Origin of the sequence: Metapseudomonas boanensis, from assembly GCF_042232855.1 — a bacterium.
Lineage (GTDB): Bacteria > Pseudomonadota > Gammaproteobacteria > Pseudomonadales > Pseudomonadaceae > Metapseudomonas > Metapseudomonas boanensis.
The window spans coordinates 1-20491 of record NZ_CP113889.1 but is presented as its reverse complement, the minus strand read 5'-3'; the positions used below and the strand labels follow the sequence as shown (position 1 = coordinate 20491).

At 61.3% G+C, this 20491-nt stretch carries 12 protein-coding genes and 4 pseudogenes; 6 read left to right on the top strand and 10 right to left on the bottom strand.

All coding sequences use genetic code 11. The features are described 5' to 3' along the window. Nucleotides 1–373: 373 nt before the first annotated feature. The 6 genes from alaC to acnB form a co-directional block, all read right to left on the bottom strand. Nucleotides 374–1609, bottom strand: coding sequence for an alanine transaminase (alaC, locus tag OXH74_RS00080; RefSeq protein ID WP_375739570.1), 1236 nt, complete (start codon nt 1607–1609; stop codon nt 374–376). A gap of 135 nt (nt 1610–1744) precedes the next feature. Then, a complete protein-coding gene (locus tag OXH74_RS00075) occupies nt 1745–3118 on the bottom strand; it encodes a pyridoxal phosphate-dependent decarboxylase family protein (protein ID WP_375739558.1) in 1374 nt (457 codons plus the stop codon). A gap of 162 nt (nt 3119–3280) precedes the next feature. Further along, the gene (locus OXH74_RS00070; protein WP_215378452.1) at nt 3281–3859 is read right to left on the bottom strand and encodes an ANTAR domain-containing response regulator; all 579 of its coding nucleotides are present in this window, start codon (nt 3857–3859) and stop codon (nt 3281–3283) included. 21 nt (nt 3860–3880) lie between these two features. Beyond that, nucleotides 3881–5095, bottom strand: a complete 1215-nt coding sequence (locus OXH74_RS00065) for a CmpA/NrtA family ABC transporter substrate-binding protein (protein WP_375739557.1) — start codon at nt 5093–5095, stop codon at nt 3881–3883. A gap of 198 nt (nt 5096–5293) precedes the next feature. Then, a complete protein-coding gene (locus OXH74_RS00060) occupies nt 5294–5503 on the bottom strand; it encodes a YgdI/YgdR family lipoprotein (protein WP_375739556.1) in 210 nt (69 codons plus the stop codon). A gap of 216 nt (nt 5504–5719) precedes the next feature. Next, entirely contained in the window at nt 5720–8329 is a 2610-nt protein-coding gene (acnB, locus tag OXH74_RS00055; RefSeq protein WP_375741691.1) for a bifunctional aconitate hydratase 2/2-methylisocitrate dehydratase, read from the bottom strand. Nucleotides 8330–8730: 401 nt separating this feature from the next. Between acnB and OXH74_RS00050 the strand changes: the two genes are divergently transcribed. Next, complete coding sequence (locus OXH74_RS00050; RefSeq protein WP_375739555.1) at nt 8731–9207, top strand: DUF1289 domain-containing protein; 477 nt, start codon at nt 8731–8733, stop codon at nt 9205–9207. A 46-nt stretch (nt 9208–9253) separates the two neighbouring features. Here OXH74_RS00050 and OXH74_RS00045 read toward each other — a convergent pair whose 3' ends face one another. Continuing rightward, the gene (locus OXH74_RS00045) at nt 9254–10117 is read right to left on the bottom strand and encodes a universal stress protein (RefSeq protein ID WP_375739554.1); all 864 of its coding nucleotides are present in this window, start codon (nt 10115–10117) and stop codon (nt 9254–9256) included. Nucleotides 10118–10321: 204 nt separating this feature from the next. On the opposite strand from OXH74_RS00045, the gene OXH74_RS00040 reads away from it, so the two are divergent. Further along, nucleotides 10322–10924 (top strand): tRNA isopentenyl-2-thiomethyl-A-37 hydroxylase MiaE, encoded by a 603-nt coding sequence (locus tag OXH74_RS00040; RefSeq protein WP_215381648.1) that lies wholly within the window; start codon nt 10322–10324, stop codon nt 10922–10924. A 167-nt stretch (nt 10925–11091) separates the two neighbouring features. Here the strand turns inward: OXH74_RS00040 and lpxH are convergent, their stop codons facing one another. Then, nucleotides 11092–11814, bottom strand: a complete 723-nt coding sequence (gene lpxH, locus OXH74_RS00035) for a UDP-2,3-diacylglucosamine diphosphatase (protein WP_375739553.1) — start codon at nt 11812–11814, stop codon at nt 11092–11094. Continuing rightward, nucleotides 11811–12305 carry a peptidylprolyl isomerase gene (locus OXH74_RS00030; protein WP_215381646.1) on the bottom strand — a complete coding sequence of 165 codons (495 nt, stop codon included), beginning with the start codon at nt 12303–12305 and terminating at the stop codon, nt 11811–11813. The genes lpxH and OXH74_RS00030 overlap by 4 nt, the downstream gene beginning before the upstream one ends. A gap of 121 nt (nt 12306–12426) precedes the next feature. Here OXH74_RS00030 and OXH74_RS00025 point away from each other — a divergent pair, with 121 nt between their 5' ends. From OXH74_RS00025 to OXH74_RS00010, 4 genes and pseudogenes are all read left to right on the top strand, one after another. After that, on the top strand, nt 12427–14094 hold the full coding sequence (locus tag OXH74_RS00025) for a glutamine--tRNA ligase/YqeY domain fusion protein (RefSeq protein ID WP_375739552.1): 1668 nt from the start codon (nt 12427–12429) through the stop codon (nt 14092–14094). Further along, nucleotides 14094–15478: pseudogene (gene cysS / locus OXH74_RS00020) on the top strand (cysteine--tRNA ligase). Before OXH74_RS00025 ends, cysS begins: the two are co-directional and overlap by 1 nt. Nucleotides 15479–15855: 377 nt before the next feature. Further along, nucleotides 15856–16943 (top strand): annotated as a pseudogene (locus tag OXH74_RS00015) (WD40/YVTN/BNR-like repeat-containing protein). Nucleotides 16944–16961: 18 nt separating this feature from the next. After that, nucleotides 16962–19338 (top strand): annotated as a pseudogene (locus OXH74_RS00010) (RND family transporter). A 374-nt stretch (nt 19339–19712) separates the two neighbouring features. Here the strand turns inward: OXH74_RS00010 and OXH74_RS00005 are convergent. Then, nucleotides 19713–20490: pseudogene (locus OXH74_RS00005) on the bottom strand (protein BatD); the annotation flags it as partial. Between the last annotated feature and the right edge of the window lies 1 nt (nt 20491).

Below are 20491 nucleotides of genomic sequence, written 5' to 3'. Positions count from 1 at the left end.
GGGCTTTGAGTCATGGTTCTTTGTTGTCACGTCGCACAGTTGCTTTCATGTCTTCATACGCCGTTCCTCCTTTTTTGAGACAAAAAAGTCTCCCGCACCAGATTGGGTGCTTTGGGAATCTCTCCGGACTCAAGGGGAAAAAAGGTATGCGCGCCGTAAGCCGACCATGGATGAGAACAGCGCGATGTACTAAGGCTTACATGAGAACCTATTAAGCCCTGTTTTGTTCAAAAAATGATCTAAAAGCCGACGAGTGGTTATTTTTTGTTCTACTCGAAAGGCTGTCCGTGAGGGCGGAAACCCTTGCCAGGCGGGCGTTTCAGGCAAATGAAGGGAAAATGCGCCCCCTGTGACTCGGGGGCGCGGGTCAGCGTCATTGCTGCTCGTTTTTCCGTGCCCTGGCGGGGAGCGGGAGCAGGCCGTCTGCCCGGAACATGCTCTTGATACCACGTACTGCCTGGCGGATGCGGTCCTGGTTTTCGATCAGGGCGAAGCGCACATGGTCGTCACCGTAATCACCGAAACCGAGGCCCGGTGAGACACAGACCTTGGCCTCAGCCAACAGTTTCTTGGCAAACTCCAGCGAGCCAAGCTCGGCATAGGCCTCGGGGATTTTGGCCCAGACGTACATCGAGGCCTTGGGGTTCTCAACCATCCAGCCGATCTCGTGCAGGCCTTTCACCAGAACGTTGCGACGCTGCCGGTATTGCTCGGCGATATCCCGTACGCATTGCTGGTCCCCCTCGAGTGCGGCGATGGCCGCCACCTGCAGCGGGGTGAAGGTGCCGTAGTCGTGGTAACTCTTGATCCGCGCCAGGGCGCTGACCAGTTCTGGGTTGCCGACCATGAAGCCGATGCGCCAGCCAGCCATGTTGTAGCTCTTGGACAGGGTGAAGAACTCCACCGCGATGTCCTTGGCGCCCGGGACTTGCATGATCGAGGGCGCCTTCCAGCCGTCGTAGACGATGTCGGCGTAGGCCAGGTCGTGGACTACCAGGATGTCGTACTGCTTGGCCAGGGCCACCACACGCTCGAAGAAATCCAGCTCCACGCACTGCGCCGTAGGGTTGGAGGGGAAACCGATGATCATCATCTTCGGTTTCGGGATGCTTTCGCGAATGGCCCGCTCAAGTTCGGCAAAGAAGTCCACACCCGGTACCAGGGGCACGGAGCGCACCTGGGCACCGGCGATCACGGCGCCATAGATGTGGATCGGGTAGCTTGGGTTGGGCACCAGCACCGTGTCGCCGTGGTCAAGGGTGGCGAGCATCAGGTGTGCCAGGCCTTCTTTGGAGCCGATGGTGACGATGGCTTCGCTTTCCGGATCGATCTCCACGTCGTAACGGTCCTTGTACCAACGCGAGATGGCTCGGCGCAGGCGGGGAATACCGCGGGAAGTGGAGTATCCGTGGGTGTCTTCACGCTGGGCGACTTGCACGAGCTTCTCGACGATGTGCGGCGGGGTAGCGCCGTCGGGATTGCCCATGGACAGGTCGATGATGTCCTCGCCACGACGACGGGCAGCCATCTTGAGTTCGGCGGTGATGTTGAAGACGTAGGGGAGACGATCGATGCGCGCAAAACGGCGCGGAGAACGCTGGTCAGCCATGCTTTCCTCGGATACGTAAGCGCCCGGAACCGTCCGAGCGACGTCGGCCACTGCGGTGGCCTGGCGGGGAAGATAAGCGCAATGCAGGGGCCTGTCGAGTGCTTGCGGCACCTTTTCATGGCAGGCCCTGTCGCTTCAGCTCGCGGGTGAGGCGCTCGCTTGGCGCAGTGCAGCCAGCAGGCTAACCAGTTGTTGGACGTCGGCATCGGTGGTGCGCCATGAGGATAAGCTGAGGCGGAACGCCGGACGCCCTTGCCAGAGCGTGGGCCCGAACCAGACCTCGCCTGAGCGCTGCGCGGCTTCGCGGATGGCCACCGTGTGTGCGTCGCTGGTGGCACGCACTAGCACCTGATTGAGCACAGGACGGTTGAGTACCTCGAAACCTGCTGCGCGCAGCCCGGCCGCTAACTCAGCGGCCTGTCGCAGGTGCCGGTCGATCATCGACCGCAGGCCGTCGCGGCCAAGGGCTGCCAGAGCTGCCCAGATCGGGATGCCACGGGCACGGCGGGAGAATTCCAGGGTCAGGTTCTTCTGCGCGTCGCGCGAGGCGGTGGCGTAGGCCGCATCGCTGTTCATCGCGCTGGCCAGGGCATCGGCGTCGCGGCAGATGGCCATGGCGCCGTCATAGGGGGTGTTCAGCCACTTATGGCCGTCGGTGGTCCAGCTGTCGGCCTGCTCCACGTCTGCCGCCAGCGCCGAGCTTGACGAAGCGCGCACCCAGAGTCCGAAGGCGCCATCGACATGAACCCACGCGCCCGCTGCTTTGGCTCGGGGAATGAGTTCTGCGAAGGGATCGAATTCGCCAGTATTCACCTCGCCGGCCTGTAAGCAGAGGATAGTGCGGGCATCCAGCTCCGGGAGCCGGGAGGCATCTACGCGCCCTTGGGCGTCGGTGGGTGCGACTATGAGGCGCCGCATTCCGAAACCTAGAATGCGCAGGGCCTTCTTCACCGTAATGTGGGTGGTTTCCGAGACCACTACTCGAATCTCCGGTGCGCCGATCAAGCCGTCGGCGTCGAAATCCCAGCCTTGGCGGGCGAGCAGGCTACGGCGCGCAGCCGATAGTGCGGCGAGAGTACAGGCGGTGGCGCTGGTGCCGAAGCCCACGGCGCATTCTCTGGGCAAGCCAAGGGTTTCCAGGACCCAGCGGGCAGCGACTTGCTCGATGCGGTGGGCAGCCGGTGAGTTTTCGAAGGACGAGGCGCATTGATCCCAGGCCAGTAGCAGCCGCTCTGCCGCGGCCGCGGCCGGCAGCGTCGCGCCGATGACGAAGCCGAAATAGCGTGGTCCGTTGGAGGCGGTGGTGGCCGGCGAACCCAGTTCGTCAAGCTGGCGCAGCACCTCATTGGCTGGGCGTCCCTCTTGTGGCATGGGCTCATCGAATCCCCGCAATGCCTCGATGGCTGCCTGGGAGGGGAAGACCCTGCGGCAGTCAGTACCGTCGAGATAGCGCAGAGCGCGCTGGTCGGCGTCCTCGAGCAACTGGCGTTCGGGCGGCTGAGTGGTCATCGGGGAGCTCGCAGGCAGTGGGTAGTGCCCACAACATTAGCGATTAACGTTGACGGCTTGCAGATACACGGCCGTACAACGCAAGTCGTACAGTTTTGCTGTACGACGTGACTGGAGCAGTACAGCGGTGCCGGTGAGCGATACAGTTGCCAGAGTCTGAGGTCAGTGCCCCAGCATCTCGTGCATGGCGATGATCTGTTCGGCCACTTGGATCAGCTTCTGCTGTCGACTCATGGCCTGGCGCCGCATTAGGGTATAGGCCTCCTCTTCGTTGCAGCTTTTCATCTTCATCAGCAGCCCTTTCGCCAGTTCGATGCGCTTGCGTTCGGCCAGTTGCTGGTCGCGGGCTGTGAGCTGGGCGCGTAACGCCTGGTCGCTTTCGAAACGGGCCATGGCGACGTCGAGAATAGGCTGGAGGCGATCGGCCTGAATGCCTTCGACGATGTAAGCGCTGACGCCGGATTGGATGGCCTGGCGCATGACATTGGGGTCGTGTTCGTCGGTGAACATGACGATGGGGCGAGGCTGGTCACGGCTTACCAGTACGACCTGCTCCATGACGTCCCGTCCAGGGGACTCAGTGTCGATGAGGATCACGTCCGGGCGAATTGCCTCGACCCGCGCCGGCAGATCGATGGTAAGGCCGGACTCGTCGATGACCTCGAAGCCGGCTTCGACCAGAGCGGCTCTCAGGCGGCCGACTTTCTTGGCGGTATCGTTGATCAGGAGAATGCGCAACATGATGTCGGTCTTCCCTCGCGGCTACAGGGCCATGGCCTGGGTGCTGCCAGCCAGTGCATGGATCGGGAAGCTGCGGGCATAGCCTGCTGGATCGCTACCGTCCCAGTGCTTGCCGTCGAGCAGTGTGGCGCTGCGCATGGGTTCGGGCACCTCGATGCCCAGTGCTCCAGCGGCCTGTTTGTAAAGATCGATCCGCTGAACCTGGCGTGCGATGCCGAGATAGTCTGGATCGTCACGCAACAGGCCCCAGCGACGGAATTGAGTCATGAACCACATGCCATCCGATAGGTAAGGCATGTTGACCCTTCCCTGGTCGAAGAACCGTAAGGGATGAGCGTCCTCCCACGCGTTGCCGAGACCGTCTTCGTAGTGCCCCAGAAAGCGTGGTTCGATAGCTGAAACAGGGACGTCGACATAGTCGCTGCCACTGATCAGCTGGGCCGTGCTGCGGCGATTCTCCGGGTTGTCTTCAATGAAACGGCTGGCCTCCAGCAGGGCCATGGTCAGGGCACGGGCTGTGTTGGGGTATTGCTCGGTAAATGCCTGGGTAACGGCGAGGACTTTCTCCGGATGATCGGACCAGATCATCTGGCTTGTGGCGAGGGTAAAGCCTTGGCCTTGCTCCACGGCCAGCGCGCCCCAGGGACCGCCAGCACAGAAGCCATCGATGCGGGCAGCCTTGAGGTGAGTGACCATCTGCGAGGGCGGCACCACCACTGTGTCGACGTCATGCAGCGGATGAATGCCTTGGGCCGCCAGCCAGTAGTTGAGCCACATGGCATGGGTGCCAGTAGGAAAGGTCTGGGCGAAGGTCAGGCGTGCACCGCCATGGAGCACGTGGCGGGTCAGTGCCTCTGAACTGGTCACGCCGGTGCGCTTGAGGGGTTCCGAGAGGTTGATGGCCTGACCGTTCTGGCACAGGGTCATCAGGATCGCCATGTCGGCAGTAGGGCCACCGATCCCGAACTGGATGCCATAGACCTGACCGTAGAGCGCCTGCGCGGCATCAAGCTCCCCGCCCAGCAGTTTGTCGCGCAGGGTTGCCCAGGATGCCTGGCGTTGCAGATTGAGTGTCAGCCCGTATGGCTGCGCGAATCCCTGAGTGGCGGCGACGATCAGGGAGGCCGAATCGGTCAGGGGCATGAAGCCCAGGTTGAGCATGCACTTTTCCGGGGCATCGCTGCCTGCCACCCAGTCCAGGCTGTCCGATCGTGTAGGGGTCTGCTTGTCGGTCATGGTTTCTTGCCACCTAATCAGCAAAATGGCGTCGCCCCAGAGCTGCCGGAGCTGCCACTGGCATCGACGCCATCGTCATCAACCCGCTCCGCTGTTGGAGTGAGTATTGGTGAACTGGCTAAAGCAAGCGATGTGCCAGTGGCTCAAAAAAAAGAAACCCCGCCAGGGCGGGGTCAAGGATTTGAGGCTGGAGCTACCTCAACGTTCGATGATCTGCTTCACCTGGGATTGGGGAATCTGTTGGGTGCGGCCCTCGTCGTCTTCGAACTCAATCATGCCGGTGTCCCGGTCCAGTTCGGGCTTCTCATGGGTGGTGATGATCTGGCCGTCGGCCGTGGCAATCAGGTATTCGCTGGAGCACGCAGCAAGGCCCAGCACGAAGATCACAATCAACACCGCCTGTTTCATCACTTAGCTCCGTCACGATTGTCCGCCCTTACATGGAACATAGCTGCTGCAGGTACGTCTGCAAGGCGGGGCGCGTGATTGCTTGCGGCCGGTTGCCACTGGGCTAGCGAAGCCCAATGTTCAGTGGCTCGGGGTCTTGTTGGGCTACGCGGCGTTGCGACAACGACCAAGAAAAAGCCCCGCACGGGGCGGGGCTTCTTCATGGCCGGTTAGGGCTTAGGCTTGAACGACCGGGATCTTGGCGTTCGCAGCGGCTTCCTTGTACTCGGCGATCTGGTCGAAGGACAGGTAGCGGTAGATATCGGCCGCCATGCTGTCGATGTTCTTCGCGTAGGCCATGTACTCCTCGACGGTCGGCAGTTTGCCCAGGATCGAGGCAACGGCCGCCAGCTCGGCGGAGGCCAGGAACACGTCGGTCGCGTCGCCCAGGCGGTTCGGGAAGTTACGGGTGGAGGTGGAGACCACGGTGGAACCGGTCTGTACGCGCGCCTGGTTACCCATGCACAGCGAGCAGCCCGGCATTTCCATGCGCGCACCGGCCTTGCCGTAGATGCCGTAGTAGCCTTCTTCGGTCAGCTGGTGGGCGTCCATCTTGGTCGGCGGGGCCAGCCACAGGCGGGTCGGAATGCCCCCTTTGACCTTGTCCAGCAGTTTGCCGGCGGCGCGGAAGTGACCGATGTTGGTCATGCAGGAGCCGATGAACACTTCATCGATCTTGCGACCTTGCACGCTGGACAGCAGGCGGGCGTCGTCCGGGTCGTTCGGGGCGCAGAGTACCGGCTCCTTGACCTCGGCCAGGTCGATCTCGATGACGGCGGCGTATTCGGCGTCCGGGTCGGCTGCCAGCAGGTTCGGCTTGGCCAGCCAGGCTTCCATCGCCTGGGCGCGACGCTCCAGGGTCCGGGCATCGCCGTAGCCTTCGCCGATCATCCAGCGCAGCAGGGTGATGTTGGACCTCAGGTACTCGGCGATGGCCTCTTCCGGCAGCTTGATGGTGCAACCGGCAGCGGAACGCTCGGCCGAGGCGTCGGACAGTTCGAAAGCCTGCTCGACGGTCAGGTCGTTGAGGCCTTCGATCTCGAGGATGCGGCCGGAGAAGATGTTTTTCTTGCCTTTCTTCTCGACGGTCAGCAGACCGGCCTGGATGGCGTAGTAGGGGATGGCGTGTACGAGGTCACGCAGGGTGATCCCGGGCTGCATCTTGCCCTTGAAGCGCACCAGTACCGATTCCGGCATGTCCAGCGGCATTACGCCGGTGGCAGCGGCGAAGGCCACCAGGCCGGAGCCGGCCGGGAAGCTGATGCCGATCGGGAAGCGGGTGTGCGAGTCACCGCCGGTGCCGACGGTGTCTGGCAGCAGCATGCGGTTCAGCCAGCTATGGATGATGCCGTCGCCCGGACGCAGGGACACACCGCCGCGGGTCTTGATGAAGTCCGGCAGGGTGTGGTGGGTGTTGACGTCGATGGGCTTCGGATAGGCGGCGGTGTGGCAGAAGGACTGCATCACCAGGTCGGCGGAGAAGCCGAGGCAGGCGAGGTCTTTCAGCTCGTCGCGAGTCATCGGGCCCGTGGTGTCCTGGGAACCGACGGTGGTCATCTTCGGCTCGCAGTAGGTGCCTGGACGCACGCCTTGGCCTTCCGGCAGACCGCAGGCACGGCCGACCATCTTCTGCGCCAGGGTGAAGCCCTTGCCGCTGTCGGCCGGGGACTCCGGCTTCTTGAACAGGTCGGAAGCGCCCAGGCCCAGCTCGGCACGGGCCTTCTCGGTCAGGCCACGGCCGATGATCAGCGGGATACGGCCGCCGGCGCGGACTTCGTCGAGCAGCACCGGAGTTTTCAGTTCGAAAGTCGTGACGACTTCGCCGCTGTCATGGCGAACGACCTTGCCTTCGTACGGGTAGACGTCGATGACGTCGCCCATGGCCAGGTTGGTGCAGTCGAATTCGATCGGCAGGGCGCCGGCATCTTCCATGGTGTTGTAGAAGATCGGGGCGATCTTGGTGCCGAAGCAGAAGCCACCGGCGCGCTTGTTCGGCACGAACGGGATGTCGTCGCCGAAGAACCACAGCACCGAGTTGGTGGCGGACTTGCGGGAAGAGCCGGTACCGACCACGTCACCGACGTAGGCGACCGGGAAGCCCTTGGCCTTGACCGCTTCGATCTGCTGCAGCGGGCCGATGGAGCCGGGCTGGACCGGTTCGATGCCGTCGCGGGCCATTTTCAGCATGGCCAGGGCATGCAGCGGGATATCCGGGCGGGACCAGGCGTCCGGGGCCGGGGACAGGTCGTCGGTGTTGGTTTCGCCGGGGACCTTGAACACGGTCAGGGTGACTTTTTCCGGCACGGCGGGCTTGTTGACGAACCACTCGCCATCGGCCCAGGACTTGAGCACGGCTTGGGCGGCGGCGTTGCCTTGCTTGGCGCGCTCGGCGACGTCGTGGAAGGCGTCGAACATCAGCAGGGTGTGCTTCAGCTGCTCGGCGGCGACGTTAGCCAGTGCAGCGTCGTCCAGCAGTTCCACCAGGGTGGCGATGTTGTAGCCGCCCTGCATGGTGCCCAGCAGTTCGGTGGCGCGGGCCTTGCTGATCAGCGGGGAATTGGCTTCGCCCTTGGCGATAGCGGAGAGGAAACCGGCTTTGACGTAGGCGGCTTCGTCGACGCCCGGCGGAACACGGTTGGTGATCAGGTCGAGGAGGAAGGCCTCTTCGCCGGCCGGCGGGTTCTTCAGCAGTTCGACCAGGCCTGCGGTTTGTTCGGCGTTCAGCGGCTGGGGCACAACGCCCTGGGCGGCACGCTCTTCTACATGTTTGCGATAGGCTTCAAGCACAGTTTTACCCTCATCAGTGGCCCTGGATTCTTCCAGGGCGCTCATCCAGGAATCCGCCGAACGCATGCGCCGCACAGCTTTGTGAGCTGTCTGGCCAAGGTTTCGGCGGCCTCCATCGAGAAGCTGTTTTCAAAGTTTTACGCCGTCAGGAAGGCCTGATGAGGGCTGGCGCTGGACACCTCAAATGAGGGGGCCAGCGCCAATTTTTCCTGCCGGATGAACTGTGCTCGTGACGCTTTGAAAACAGCTTCCAACGGATATCGGCGCCTTAAATGGCGGGCTGATTCTACTGGAAAGGTTCGGCAAAGTTAAGACAAAACCCCCTCCTCGCCATGGGTGACCCCGATTAGACAAAGGGCTAAGATGGCGCGCCTGATTCACCCGTCGAACCTGCCATCACCATGTCCAACCAGCGAATCAAGACGCCTTGCGTCGGCCTCTGCTCCACTGTCTATGGCGACCTGGTGTGTCGGGGCTGCAAGCGCTTTCATCACGAAGTGGTGAACTGGAATCTCTATGGCGAGGAAGAGAAGCGCGCGGTATGGCGACGTCTTGAGATTCTCCTGGTGCAGGTCATGACCGCCAAGCTGGAAGTGTTCGACCCTTCGCGCCTGCGTGCGCAGCTCGAGCAGCATCAGGTGCGGTTCGTGCCTGAACAGTCGCCTTACTGCTGGGCCTACCAGCTGATTGCCAGGGCCGCACGGATGATCAATCGTCTGGATGCTTACGGGGTTGCGCTGCTTCCCGAGTTTCGTGACTGGGCCTTGCCAAATCTTCGCGAAGCCATTGATCGGGAGTTTTTCCTGCTCTCCGAGGCACATTACGAGCGTTACATCGCTCCGCGCTTTCTTAGGGAAGGGATGGAAATTCGCCTATGACGCTTTAAAGAGAGCCGCCCGATGGGCGGCGCTTTTTTTCATATTGTCAGCGTTGGGCTACCAGTTCTTCGAGATGGCTGATTATGTCGTCAGGTTTCAGGACCAGGACATCGCTTTCCAGCGTGTCGAGCACCACTTCGGCCGTATTGCCGATCAGGGCTCCGGAGAGGCCGGTCCGCGCAACGGTTCCGATGATCGTGACCACTGCCTGTAGCTTGTGGGCAATGTGAGGAATGAGGACATCGGCTGGGCCTTCCTCGATATGCAGACGCTCGTCGCTGACATCGAATTCGGCCTGGAAAGCCCTGCATTCTTCGCGATAGCGCGCCTCAATGGTCTCCTTGAGCTGGAAGGTCGGGTCGGCCGCCGACAGCATCGGCGAGGGGTGCGCGGAAATCACGTGCAAGGTGCCCTGGGCCAAGCTGGCAATGTCGTAGCCGTGGCTGACGATGCCAGCATGCAGGGTACGATGCTCGCCATCACTGTTGCCCACATCGACAGCAGCCAGGATTACTCCGCCGGTCCAGGGGCGGTCCGTCTTGACCATCAGGACCGGGGCGGGACAGAAGCGCAGGAGCTTCCAGTCATCCGGTGTCAGCAGCGCCTTTTTCAGCGGGTTGTCGGGATAGTGTTGCTTGATCACCAGGCCACAGCCTTCTGCCTGTTGTGCAGCAATGACGGTCTGGTGCAGGTTGTCCAGCCAGTCCTGCTGGGTGGTGGCGCTGAAACCCTCGGCTGTGAGCGAGGCTGCCAGGTCGCTGAGGTAGGCGCTGTGGTCGCTCTTCTTGTCGCAGATCAGCAGGTGCAGGTGCGACTGGGTGACATTAGCGATCAGTTTCGCCCTCTTCAGGGCCAGGCCCTCTGGTCGGTCCGGTTCCAGTACTACCAGGATGCTGCGAATGGCTTGCATGGTCCTCATCTCCCTGTCGATGGCTTATAGCCAAAGCAAATGTAGTACCGATCAAGCTTTGGTGTTCTTGACATATGTCAGAGCGCCGGACTAGTCGTTGCGACTCGCATTCGTATAATGCTCCGCCTTTGCGGGAGCGGCCAGCAGCCAAGAACTCCCGCCCCGTCGAATCAGTGACGCATCTGCATAACGGAAGACCCGCCAGTGACCTTGCCTGAAATTCATGACTTTCTTGGTTGCCGTACGCCCGACGCCTGGGTGGCGGCCGCGCTGGCCGATCAGGAGACCATGCTGATCGACCACAAGAACAACGAGTTCAAGGCAGCCTCGACGGCGATGGCCCTGATTGCCAAGTACAGCACTCATTTGGATCTGATCAACTTCATGTCGCGACTGGCCCGCGAGGAGCTGGTACATCATGAGCAGGTGCTGCGGATAATGAAGCGCCGGAAGATTGGCCTGCGGCCGGTTTCCGCTGCACGCTATGCGTCTGGCTTGCGTAAGGTGGTGCGCACACATGAGCCACAGAAGCTGGTCGATACCCTCGTTGTGGGGGCGTTCATCGAAGCGCGCTCCTGCGAACGTTTCGAGGCGCTTGTGCCTCATCTGGATGAGGACCTTGGCAAGTTCTACGGTGGGCTATTGAGGTCCGAGGCCCGCCATTTCCAGGGTTATCTGAAGCTTGCCTATCAATACGGGGATGCGGCTGACGTCGATCTGGTGATCGAGAAGGTCTGCGCGGTCGAGCGAGAGTTGATCGAGTCGCCGGATAGCGAGTTCCGTTTCCACAGCGGCGTGCCCGCTTGAAGGTCAGGGCATCAGGCCCGTCGCGCTGACAGTCGACAGCTGCTCAAAAGGAAGCGCCCAAGTGGGCGCTTCTTTATTCCTGACGATGAACGGTGTCCTTCTGGCTCGCACTTTCTTGTGCGGAAATGCTGCCCGTGGGTCGGCACCAATGCGCGGTATCGAGCGAATCAGGCAAGGCTGAAGGGCGCTTGCTGGAAACCTTGTTCGTCTACCTGGAGGGCCCAGCCTTGTCGATCCCAGTCGCCAAGCACGATGCGCCGCGCAGGCTGGCCGTCGAGAGCAAAGTCGTGGCATGCCGGGCGGTGGGTGTGGCCATGGATCAGAGTCCTGGCGCCATGTTCGCGGAGGATCTTCGGAATCTCTTCGGCAGTGACATCGGTGATCTCGGTCGTTTTCTGCCGGGTCTGCATGCGGCTTTCATTGCGTAACTTCCGGGCCAGCTTGTGGCGGGTTCTCAGCGGCAGGTTGCGCAGTATCCACAGCGAGACAGGGTTGCGCAGCCATCGACGCAGGCGCATGTAGGCCTCGTCGCGGGTGCACAGGCTGTCGCCGTGCATCAGCAGGACGGGTTCGCCGTTCAGCTGGACCAGGCTCGGGTCCGGGATCAGCGTGCAACCGGCCTCGCGGCAGAAGGCGCTTCCAATCATGAAGTCGCGATTGCCGTGCATCAGGTAGATGCGGGTGCCGGTGTCGGAAAGCTGACGGAGCGCTTGGGCGATCGAGCGCTGGAAGGAGGTCATGGCATCGTCACCGATCCAGGCCTCAAAGAAGTCGCCGAGGATGTAGAGAGCTTCCGCCTGGGGCGCGCGCGTCTGCAGGAAATGAAGGAACGCCCGGGTTATGTCCGGGCGCTCCTCTTCAAGGTGCAGATCGGAGATCAGCAATATCACTCAGCGATCTCGGCCTTCTCGATAATGACGTCGTCGACCGGTACGTCCTGGTGGCCGGCCTTCATGGTCGTGGAGACGGCCTTGATCTTGTTCACTACGTCCATGCCTTCGACCACTTCACCGAATACGGCGTAGCCCCAGCCCTGGACAGTCGGTGCGCTGTGGTTGAGGAAGCTGTTGTCAGCGACGTTGATGAAGAACTGGGCAGAAGCCGAGTGCGGCTCCATGGTGCGAGCCATGGCAATGGTGCCAACCTTGTTCGACAGACCGTTGTTGGCCTCGTTCTTGATAGGCGCGCGAGTCGGCTTCTGCTTCATGCCCGGCTCGAAACCACCACCCTGGATCATGAAGTTGCCGATCACACGGTGGAAAATGGTGCCGTTGTAATGGCCGGACTTCACGTACTCCTTGAAGTTGGCCACGGTTTCCGGGGCTTTGTCTTCAAAGAGTTTCAGGGTGATGACGCCATGGTTGGTGTGCAGCTTGATCATTGGGGTATTCGCTCTGTCGAGAAATCCAAGGCCTGTCAGGGGATTGACAGCTTCGGCTATGATAAGCGCTTTGATTTGGCCGGCCTACCCTGAGCCGCGCACCAGCATGACCAAGGACACCATGAGCAAGCCAGAGACTCCCGCCGCCTCCAACTTCCTGCGCCAGATCGTCCAGGCCGATCTGGATGCCGGCAAGCACACGAAGATCGTCACCCGATTCCCGCCGGAGCCCAACGGCTACCTGCATATCGGTCATGCCAAGTCTATCTGCCTGAACTTTGGCCTGGCCAAGGAGTTCGGCGGCGACTGCCACCTGCGCTTCGATGACACCAACCCGGCCAAGGAAGACCAGGAATACATCGATGCCATCGAAAGCGATGTGACGTGGTTGGGCTTCCAGTGGGCCGGCGAAGTGCGCTATGCCTCCAACTATTTCGACCAGCTGCATGCTTGGGCAGTAGAGCTGATCAAGGCTGGCAAAGCCTTCGTTTGCGACCTGTCCCCGGAAGAAGCACGCGAATTCCGCGGTAGTCTGACTGAGCCAGGCAAGAACAGCCCGTTCCGTGATCGCTCGGTAGAAGAGAACCTGGACCTTTTCGCACGCATGAAGGCGGGCGAGTTCCCCGATGGTGCCCGTTCGTTGCGAGCCAAGATCGACATGACGTCGCCGAACATGAACCTGCGCGATCCGATCCTCTATCGCATCCGCCACGCGAATCACCACCAGACCGGCGACAAATGGTGCATCTACCCGAGCTACGACTTCACCCATGGTCAGTCGGACGCCATCGAAGGCATCACCCACTCCATCTGCACTTTGGAGTTCGAAGACCATCGTCCGCTCTACGAGTGGTTCCTGGCCAACCTGCCGGTACCCGCAGAACCGCGCCAGTATGAGTTCTCGCGCCTCAACCTGAACTACACCATCACCAGCAAGCGCAAACTCAAGCAGCTGGTGGACGAGGGGCATGTGAGCGGATGGGATGATCCACGCATGTCCACCCTGTCCGGTTATCGCCGTCGTGGCTACACGCCCGAGTCCATCCGTAATTTCTGCGAGATGATCGGCGTCAACCGTGCCAGCGGTGTGGTGGACATCGGCATGCTCGAGTTCAGCATCCGTGATCATCTGGATGCCACGGCCCCGCGCGCCATGTGTGTACTGCGCCCGCTCAAGGTGGTGATCACCAACTATCCGGAAGGTCAGGTGGAGAATCTCGAACTTCCACGTCATCCGAAGGAAGACATGGGTGTTCGCGTCCTGCCGTTCGCCCGTGAGCTGTACATCGACCGTGAAGACTTCATGGAAGAGCCGCCCAAGGGCTACAAGCGCCTTGAGCCCAATGGCGAAGTACGCCTGCGCGGCAGCTACGTCATCCGTGCTGATGAGGCGATCAAGGATGCCGACGGCAACATCGTCGAGCTGCGCTGCAGCTACGACCCGGACACCCTGGGCAAGAACCCTGAAGGTCGCAAGGTCAAGGGTGTTATCCACTGGGTGCCTGCCGAGGGCAGCGTGGAGTGCGAAGTTCGCCTCTATGATCGCCTGTTCCGCTCGGCTAACCCGGAGAAGTCGGAGGAGGGCGGTAGCTTCCTCGACAACATCAACCCGGGGTCTCTGCAAGTGCTGACGGGTTGTCGTGCCGAGCCGTCCCTGGCTCAGGCCCAGCCGGAAGACCGCTTCCAGTTCGAGCGCGAAGGTTACTTCTGCGCCGACCTGAAGGATTCGCAACCCGGCAAGCCGGTGTTCAACCGTACCGTGACCCTGCGTGACTCCTGGGGCCAATGATGACGCTGTCGATCTACAACACGCTGAACAAGACCAAGGAAGCGCTGAAGCCCCTGGTGGGCAATCAGGTGCGCATGTACGTCTGCGGTATGACGGTCTATGACTTCTGCCACATCGGCCATGCCCGTGTAATGGTGGCCTTCGACGTGGTGGCGCGCTGGTTGCGTCACCGCGGCTTTGAGTTGACCTATGTGCGCAACATCACCGACATCGATGACAAGATCATCCGGCGTGCCAACGAGAACGGCGAGCCGTTCGAGGCGTTGGTCGAGCGCATGATCGCTGCGATGCATGAGGACGAGGCACGCCTTTCCGTATTGCGTCCGGATATCGAGCCACGTGCCACCGGCCATATCGCCGGCATGCACACCATGATCCAGACCCTGATCGACAAGGGTTTCGCCTATGCGCCCGGCAACGGAGATGTCTATTACCGGGTCGGCAAATTCGTCGGCTATGGCAAGTTGTCGCGCAAGAAGATCGAGGATCTGCGCATCGGTGCCCGTATCGAGGTGGATGAGGCCAAGGAAGATCCGCTGGACTTCGTGCTATGGAAGGGCGCCAAGCCTGGCGAGCCGAGTTGGGAGTCACCGTGGGGGCGGGGCGTCCCGGTTGGCACATCGAATGCTCGGTGATGTCCACCTGCTGTCTGGGCGAAACGTTCGATATCCACGGCGGTGGCCCGGATCTGGTGTTCCCGCATCACGAGAACGAGATCGCCCAGAGCGAGGCGGCCACTGGCAAGCTTTATGCCCAGGCCTGGATGCACGCCGGTGCAGTTCGGGTAGATGGCGAGAAGATGTCCAAGTCCTTGGGCAACTTCTTTACCATTCGCGAAGTGCTGGAAAAGTATCACCCGGAAGTGGTTCGCTATCTGCTGGTGTCCAGCCACTATCGCAGCCCCATCAACTATTCCGAGGAAAGCCTCAAGGAAGCCAAGGGTGCGCTCGAGCGTTTCTATCATGCATTGAGAGGGCTGCCTGATGCGGCACCGGCAGGCGGAGAGGCCTTCGTCGAGCGCTTCGGTGCGGCCATGGATGATGACTTCAACAGTCCTGAAGCCTGTGCGGTTCTGTTTGAGATGGTGCGTGAGGTCAACCGACTGCGCGATACCGATCTGCAAGCTGCTGCCGCCCTGGCCGCCCGGCTGAAGGAGCTGGCTGGCCTGCTCGGCGTGTTGCAACTGGAACCGGACGCATTCCTGCGTGCGGGGGCTGAGGGCAAGGTGGATGCGGCCGAGGTGGAGGCATTGATCCAGGCTCGCCTCCAGGCCCGCGCGGAAAAGAACTGGGCGGAATCCGACCGAATTCGCGATCAGCTGACGGCCATGGGCGTTGTCCTGGAGGACAGCAAGGGTGGCACAACCTGGCGTTTGGCTGATTGAGTGCGGTGTGACCTGCGGGAGTCCGTTCCTGTCAGGTCCGCGGCTCGGGCAGATGTCCGCGCAGAACCAAGCAAGAGGCCGCTACTCCTAGCGGCCTTTTTCTTGGCTGCCGGTATCACTTGCCCCCAGTGTTGGGTGGCGATGTGTCATCAATCCGCCTCGCACTGGCCGCAGCATGGATCGCTGAAGCGTGACCCATCCTGCGCTTTGCGCCTCCGACGGGCCGAGTTGGAATTGTCTTGTCGGTTACACAGCGTCTTTCTTGCTTAACAAAACATAACGTCCCGCTGATTGTGCAGCCTTTCCAAAGCTGGCTAGGATTAGGTCGCTGCTGCCTCCCTGGGCAGCTTTACCTATAACAAAAAGGGGAAAGGTGTATGAGTGAGCCCGTCATGCGGCGCACCCAGTTCGGCCTGCCTGTGGAGTCCTTCCGCGCGCCGACGTTTCGCTTCCACTCGCCGCTGGCCAAAGCGCTCTCGCTGTTCAGTGTGCTGTCCGTCGTCGCCGTTGCCGCTGTGCCAATCACCGCATCCGCGCTTGCCGCCGATGCTTCGTCTTCCTCAATCGAATCTCCCAAGGCCGTCAGCAGCCTGCTGCTGGATGTCGTTCATGCCGGCAAACGCCTGGTGGCTGCAGGCGATCGTGGCCACATCCTGTACTCCGATGACGATGGAAAGTCCTGGAGTCAGGCCAAGGTGCCGACTCGTCAGATGCTGACTTCTGTCTACTTCATCGATGACAAAAAGGGTTGGGCAGTCGGGCACGACGCGCAGATTCTTGCAAGCGAGGATGGCGGCGCTACCTGGACGCTGCAATTCGAAGACCTGCAGCGTGAAGCCCCGCTGCTGGATGTCTGGTTCAAGGATGCCAACACCGGCTTCGCCGTGGGGGCCTACGGCGCCTTGCTGACCACCGCAGATGGCGGCAAGCACTGGGATGACGTCAGTGACCGCCTCGACAACGAGGACCAGTACCACCTCAACGCCATCACAGCGGTCAAGGACTCTGGTCTGTTTGTGGTCGGCGAGATGGGCAGCATGTTTCGCTCCGCGGACTGGGGTGAAACCTGGGAGCGCATCCAGGGCCCCTATGAGGGCTCTCTGTTCGGCGTTCTGGGGGCGGCCGACTCCGGCGTGGTGATTGCCTATGGCCTGCGTGGCCATCTATTCCGCTCTGCCGACTTCGGAACCACCTGGGAAACCATTCCGTTGAAAACCACCGGTGGCGAGCTGGAGTTCGGACTGTCCGGGGCGCTTTGCTGCCCAATGGCAGCCTTGTGGTGGTCGGCCACGGCGGTAGCGTCCTCAAGAGCAATGACAGCGGTCGCAGTTTCAGTGTGGTCAACCGCGCTGATCGCATGTCGCTGGCCGGCGTCATCGCCGACGACAAGGGCAACCTGATCCTGGTGGGACAGGGCGGCGTGCGTGTGGCATCACCGACCGGCGCCGAGCTGGGCCAACTATAAGAAAGGCGGGAGCGTTTTATGAGTACCCATCACCAGGACAAGGCGACCTTCCTGGAGCGCCTGATCTTCAACAACAGGCCGGCGGTGATCATCATCTGCCTGCTGGTCAGCGTCTTCCTATTCTGGCAGGCCCTGCAAGTGCGGCCCTCGACCAGCTTCGAGAAGATGATCCCGCTGCATCACCCCTACATCCAGAAGATGATCGAGCATCGCAATGACCTGGCCAACCTCGGCAACACCGTGCGTATCTCGGTGGAAGCGGTCAACGGCGACATCTTCAACAAGGAGTACATGGAGACCCTTCGCCAGATCCATGACGAGGTGTTCTACATCTCCGGCGTCGATCGCTCGGGCCTGGAAGTCGCTGTGGAGTCCTAGTGTGCGCTGGACCGAAGTGACGGAAGAAGGCTTCGCCGGTGGCGAGGTGATTCCACAGACCTATGATGGTTCCACGGCTACTCTCGAAGATCTGCGTAACAATGTGCTCAAGTCCGGCCAGATCGGTCGTCTGGTGGCGAACAACTTCAAGTCCAGCATCATCGACGTGCCGTTGCTCGAGTCCTACCCGGACCCGAACGATCAGGGCAAACTGCTCAAGCTCGACTACCGCCAGTTCTCCCATGAGCTGGAAGAGAAGATTCGCGAGAAGTACCAGGCGCAGAACCCGAACGTGAAGGTCCACGTGGTGGGCTTCGCCAAGAAGGTCGGTGACCTGATCGATGGTCTGATCATGGTGGTGGTGTTCTTCGGCATCGCCTTCCTGATCACCCTGGTGCTGCTCTATTGGTTCACCTGGTGTATCCGCAGCACCATCGCCGTGCTGTCCACCACCCTGGTGGCGGTGGTCTGGCAGCTCGGCCTGATGCACAGCGTCGGTTTCGGTCTCGATCCCTACTCGATGCTGGTGCCGTTCCTGATCTTCGCCATCGGGATTTCCCACGGCGTGCAGAAGATCAACGGTATCGCTCTGCAGTCCAGTGATGCCGACAACGCCCTGACGGCGGCACGTCGGACGTTCCGACAACTGTTCCTGCCGGGCATGATAGCCATCCTGGCGGACGCGGTGGGCTTCATCACCTTGCTGATCATCGACATCGGCGTGATCCGTGAGCTGGCGATTGGCGCCTCCATCGGCGTGGCAGTGATTGTGTTCACCAACCTGATCCTGCTGCCCGTAGCGATCTCCTATGTGGGCATCAGCAAGAAGGCCATCGAGCGGAGCAAGAAGGACGCCGTACGCGATCATCCGTTCTGGCGCCTGCTATCTAACTTTGCTCACCCGGTCGTGGCTCCGATCTCCGTTGTCATTGCGCTGATCGCTTTCGGTGGTGGCCTCTGGTACAGCCAGAACCTGAAGATCGGTGACCTGGACCAGGGTGCCCCCGAGCTGCGTCCTGATTCCCGTTACAACCAGGACAACAACTTCATCATCAACAACTACTCCACCAGTTCCGATGTGCTGGTGGTCATGGTCAAGACCGGTCCTGAGGGCTGCTCGACCCATGAGGCGCTGGCGCCAGTGGACGAGCTGATGTGGAAGATGGAGAACACTCCTGGCGTGCAGTCCGCCATCTCCATGGTCACCGTCTCCAAGCAGGTGATCAAAGGGATGAACGAGGGCAACCTGAAATGGGAAACCCTGTCGCGCAATCAGGACGTGCTGAACAACTCGATCAGCCGTGCAGAAGGCCTGTACAACTCCGACTGCTCGCTGGCGCCGGTGTTGATCTTCCTCAACGACCACAAGGCCGAAACCCTGTCCCGCGCTGTCAAAGAGGTCGAGGCGTTCGCCAAGGAGCACAACAAGGAGGGCCTGCAGTTCCTCCTGGCTGCCGGTAACGCGGGCATCGAGGCGGCCACCAACGTGGTGATCGCCCAGGCTGAACTGACCATCCTGATCCTGGTGTACATCTGTGTGGCGGTGATGTGCCTGATCACTTTCCGCTCCATCGCTGCAACCCTGTGCATCGTGCTGCCGCTGATCCTCACCTCCGTGCTGGGTAACGCGCTGATGGCTTGGCTGGGTATTGGCGTGAAAGTGGCGACCCTGCCAGTGATTGCGCTGGGTGTGGGTATTGGCGTTGACTACGGCATCTATATCTATAGCCGCCTGGAAAGCTTCCTGCGCGCGGGCCTGCCGCTGCAAGAGGCGTACTACCAGACCCTGAAGTCCACAGGTAAGGCCGTGCTGTTCACCGGGTTGTGCCTGGCAATTGGCGTGGCAACCTGGATCTTCTCGGCGATCAAGTTCCAGGCTGATATGGGCTTGATGCTGACCTTCATGCTCCTCTGGAACATGTTTGGTGCGCTGTGGCTGCTGCCGGCCCTGGCACGGTTCCTGATCAAGCCCGAGAAGCTGGCGGGCAAGGTCGGTGGTTCACTGTTCGCCCACTGAGCCTGATAGCTCGACGAAGAAACCGCGGCTCTGGGCCGCGGTTTTTTTATGGCTGAATTTTTTCTTGGGGCGCTTGGCGAATGGATCAGCGCTGTTCGCGTTAGGTGTTGGGGTCGTAGCAACAGCTGAGGCAAACACGGTGAATGGATTCGTTCACCAGAAGCGACGGCCGCAAGGCCATTCTCTGCGTATGGTCAGCGATTTCCCGCTGAAGGGGCACGCAGGCCCGCTTATGTGGGTCTAGATGCGCTGGAACGCCATGCGTTCGAGCGTGACGGGGGATAGGGATTCCGAGTCATGGCGGGGACCCGTAGGGCAGGCCTGCGGTCTGCTTCGCAAATGAATTCGCCCCACAGGGAGGAGCGGTCCAACGGTCAACGCGGGTAGAGCGGCGGCAGTTGGCTGGCCTCGACCGTAACTTGTTGCGCTGTCTGTTGTGCAGGCAGTGCCCGGATGGCCTTCCACAAATCCTCGCCTTGCCAGCGCTGGCCTGCCTCGCTGTATAACGCTCCGTTCAGCTCATCCAGGGCGTCGGACAGCGGAACGAAGCGTGCGGCCATGTCGGCCAGGGTTTCTGGTTGCTGACGGGCCCAAGCGTCCAAGGCCTGGCGTGTGGCGTGCGGGTCGTTCGACTGGCAGGCACGTTTGAGGTCATCGAGGAGTGTCCGAGGACTCGGTCCTGTCTGGGCGGTTGGCAGGATCGCCGGCTGTCGGCGGGCGCGCCACCAGAGGCTGAATCCCAGGAAGGTCGTGCAAGCGAACAGCGCACTGGCGAGTTGCCAGGGCCACAGTCGGACCTGTGTGGACGGAGCGTCGGTGGAGGCTTCGGCTTCGTGGCATCGTTGGCAGCCTCCAGTTCGGGATTGATGGCGACTTCCAGAGTGCGTGCAGGCAGTTCGCTGCGCATCAGCCGGTCGTCCCTGGTGCTCCACCAAGTTACGCTTCCACCGGCGGAAGCTCCAGGCGGCCACTGGCCGTTGGCACCAGCGCTTCGCGTTCTTCCCGGCTGCCAATCATTCCGCGTTCGCCATTCTGGCTGCTCAGCTGAGGTTGGTCGGGGTAGCGACGCAGTCCCTTGACCTGCGTGGCTGGTAGCGGGGTAGCTGGTGCGCTGGAAAGGCCGTCGACCTGAAGCATCAGACTACGGGTCAGG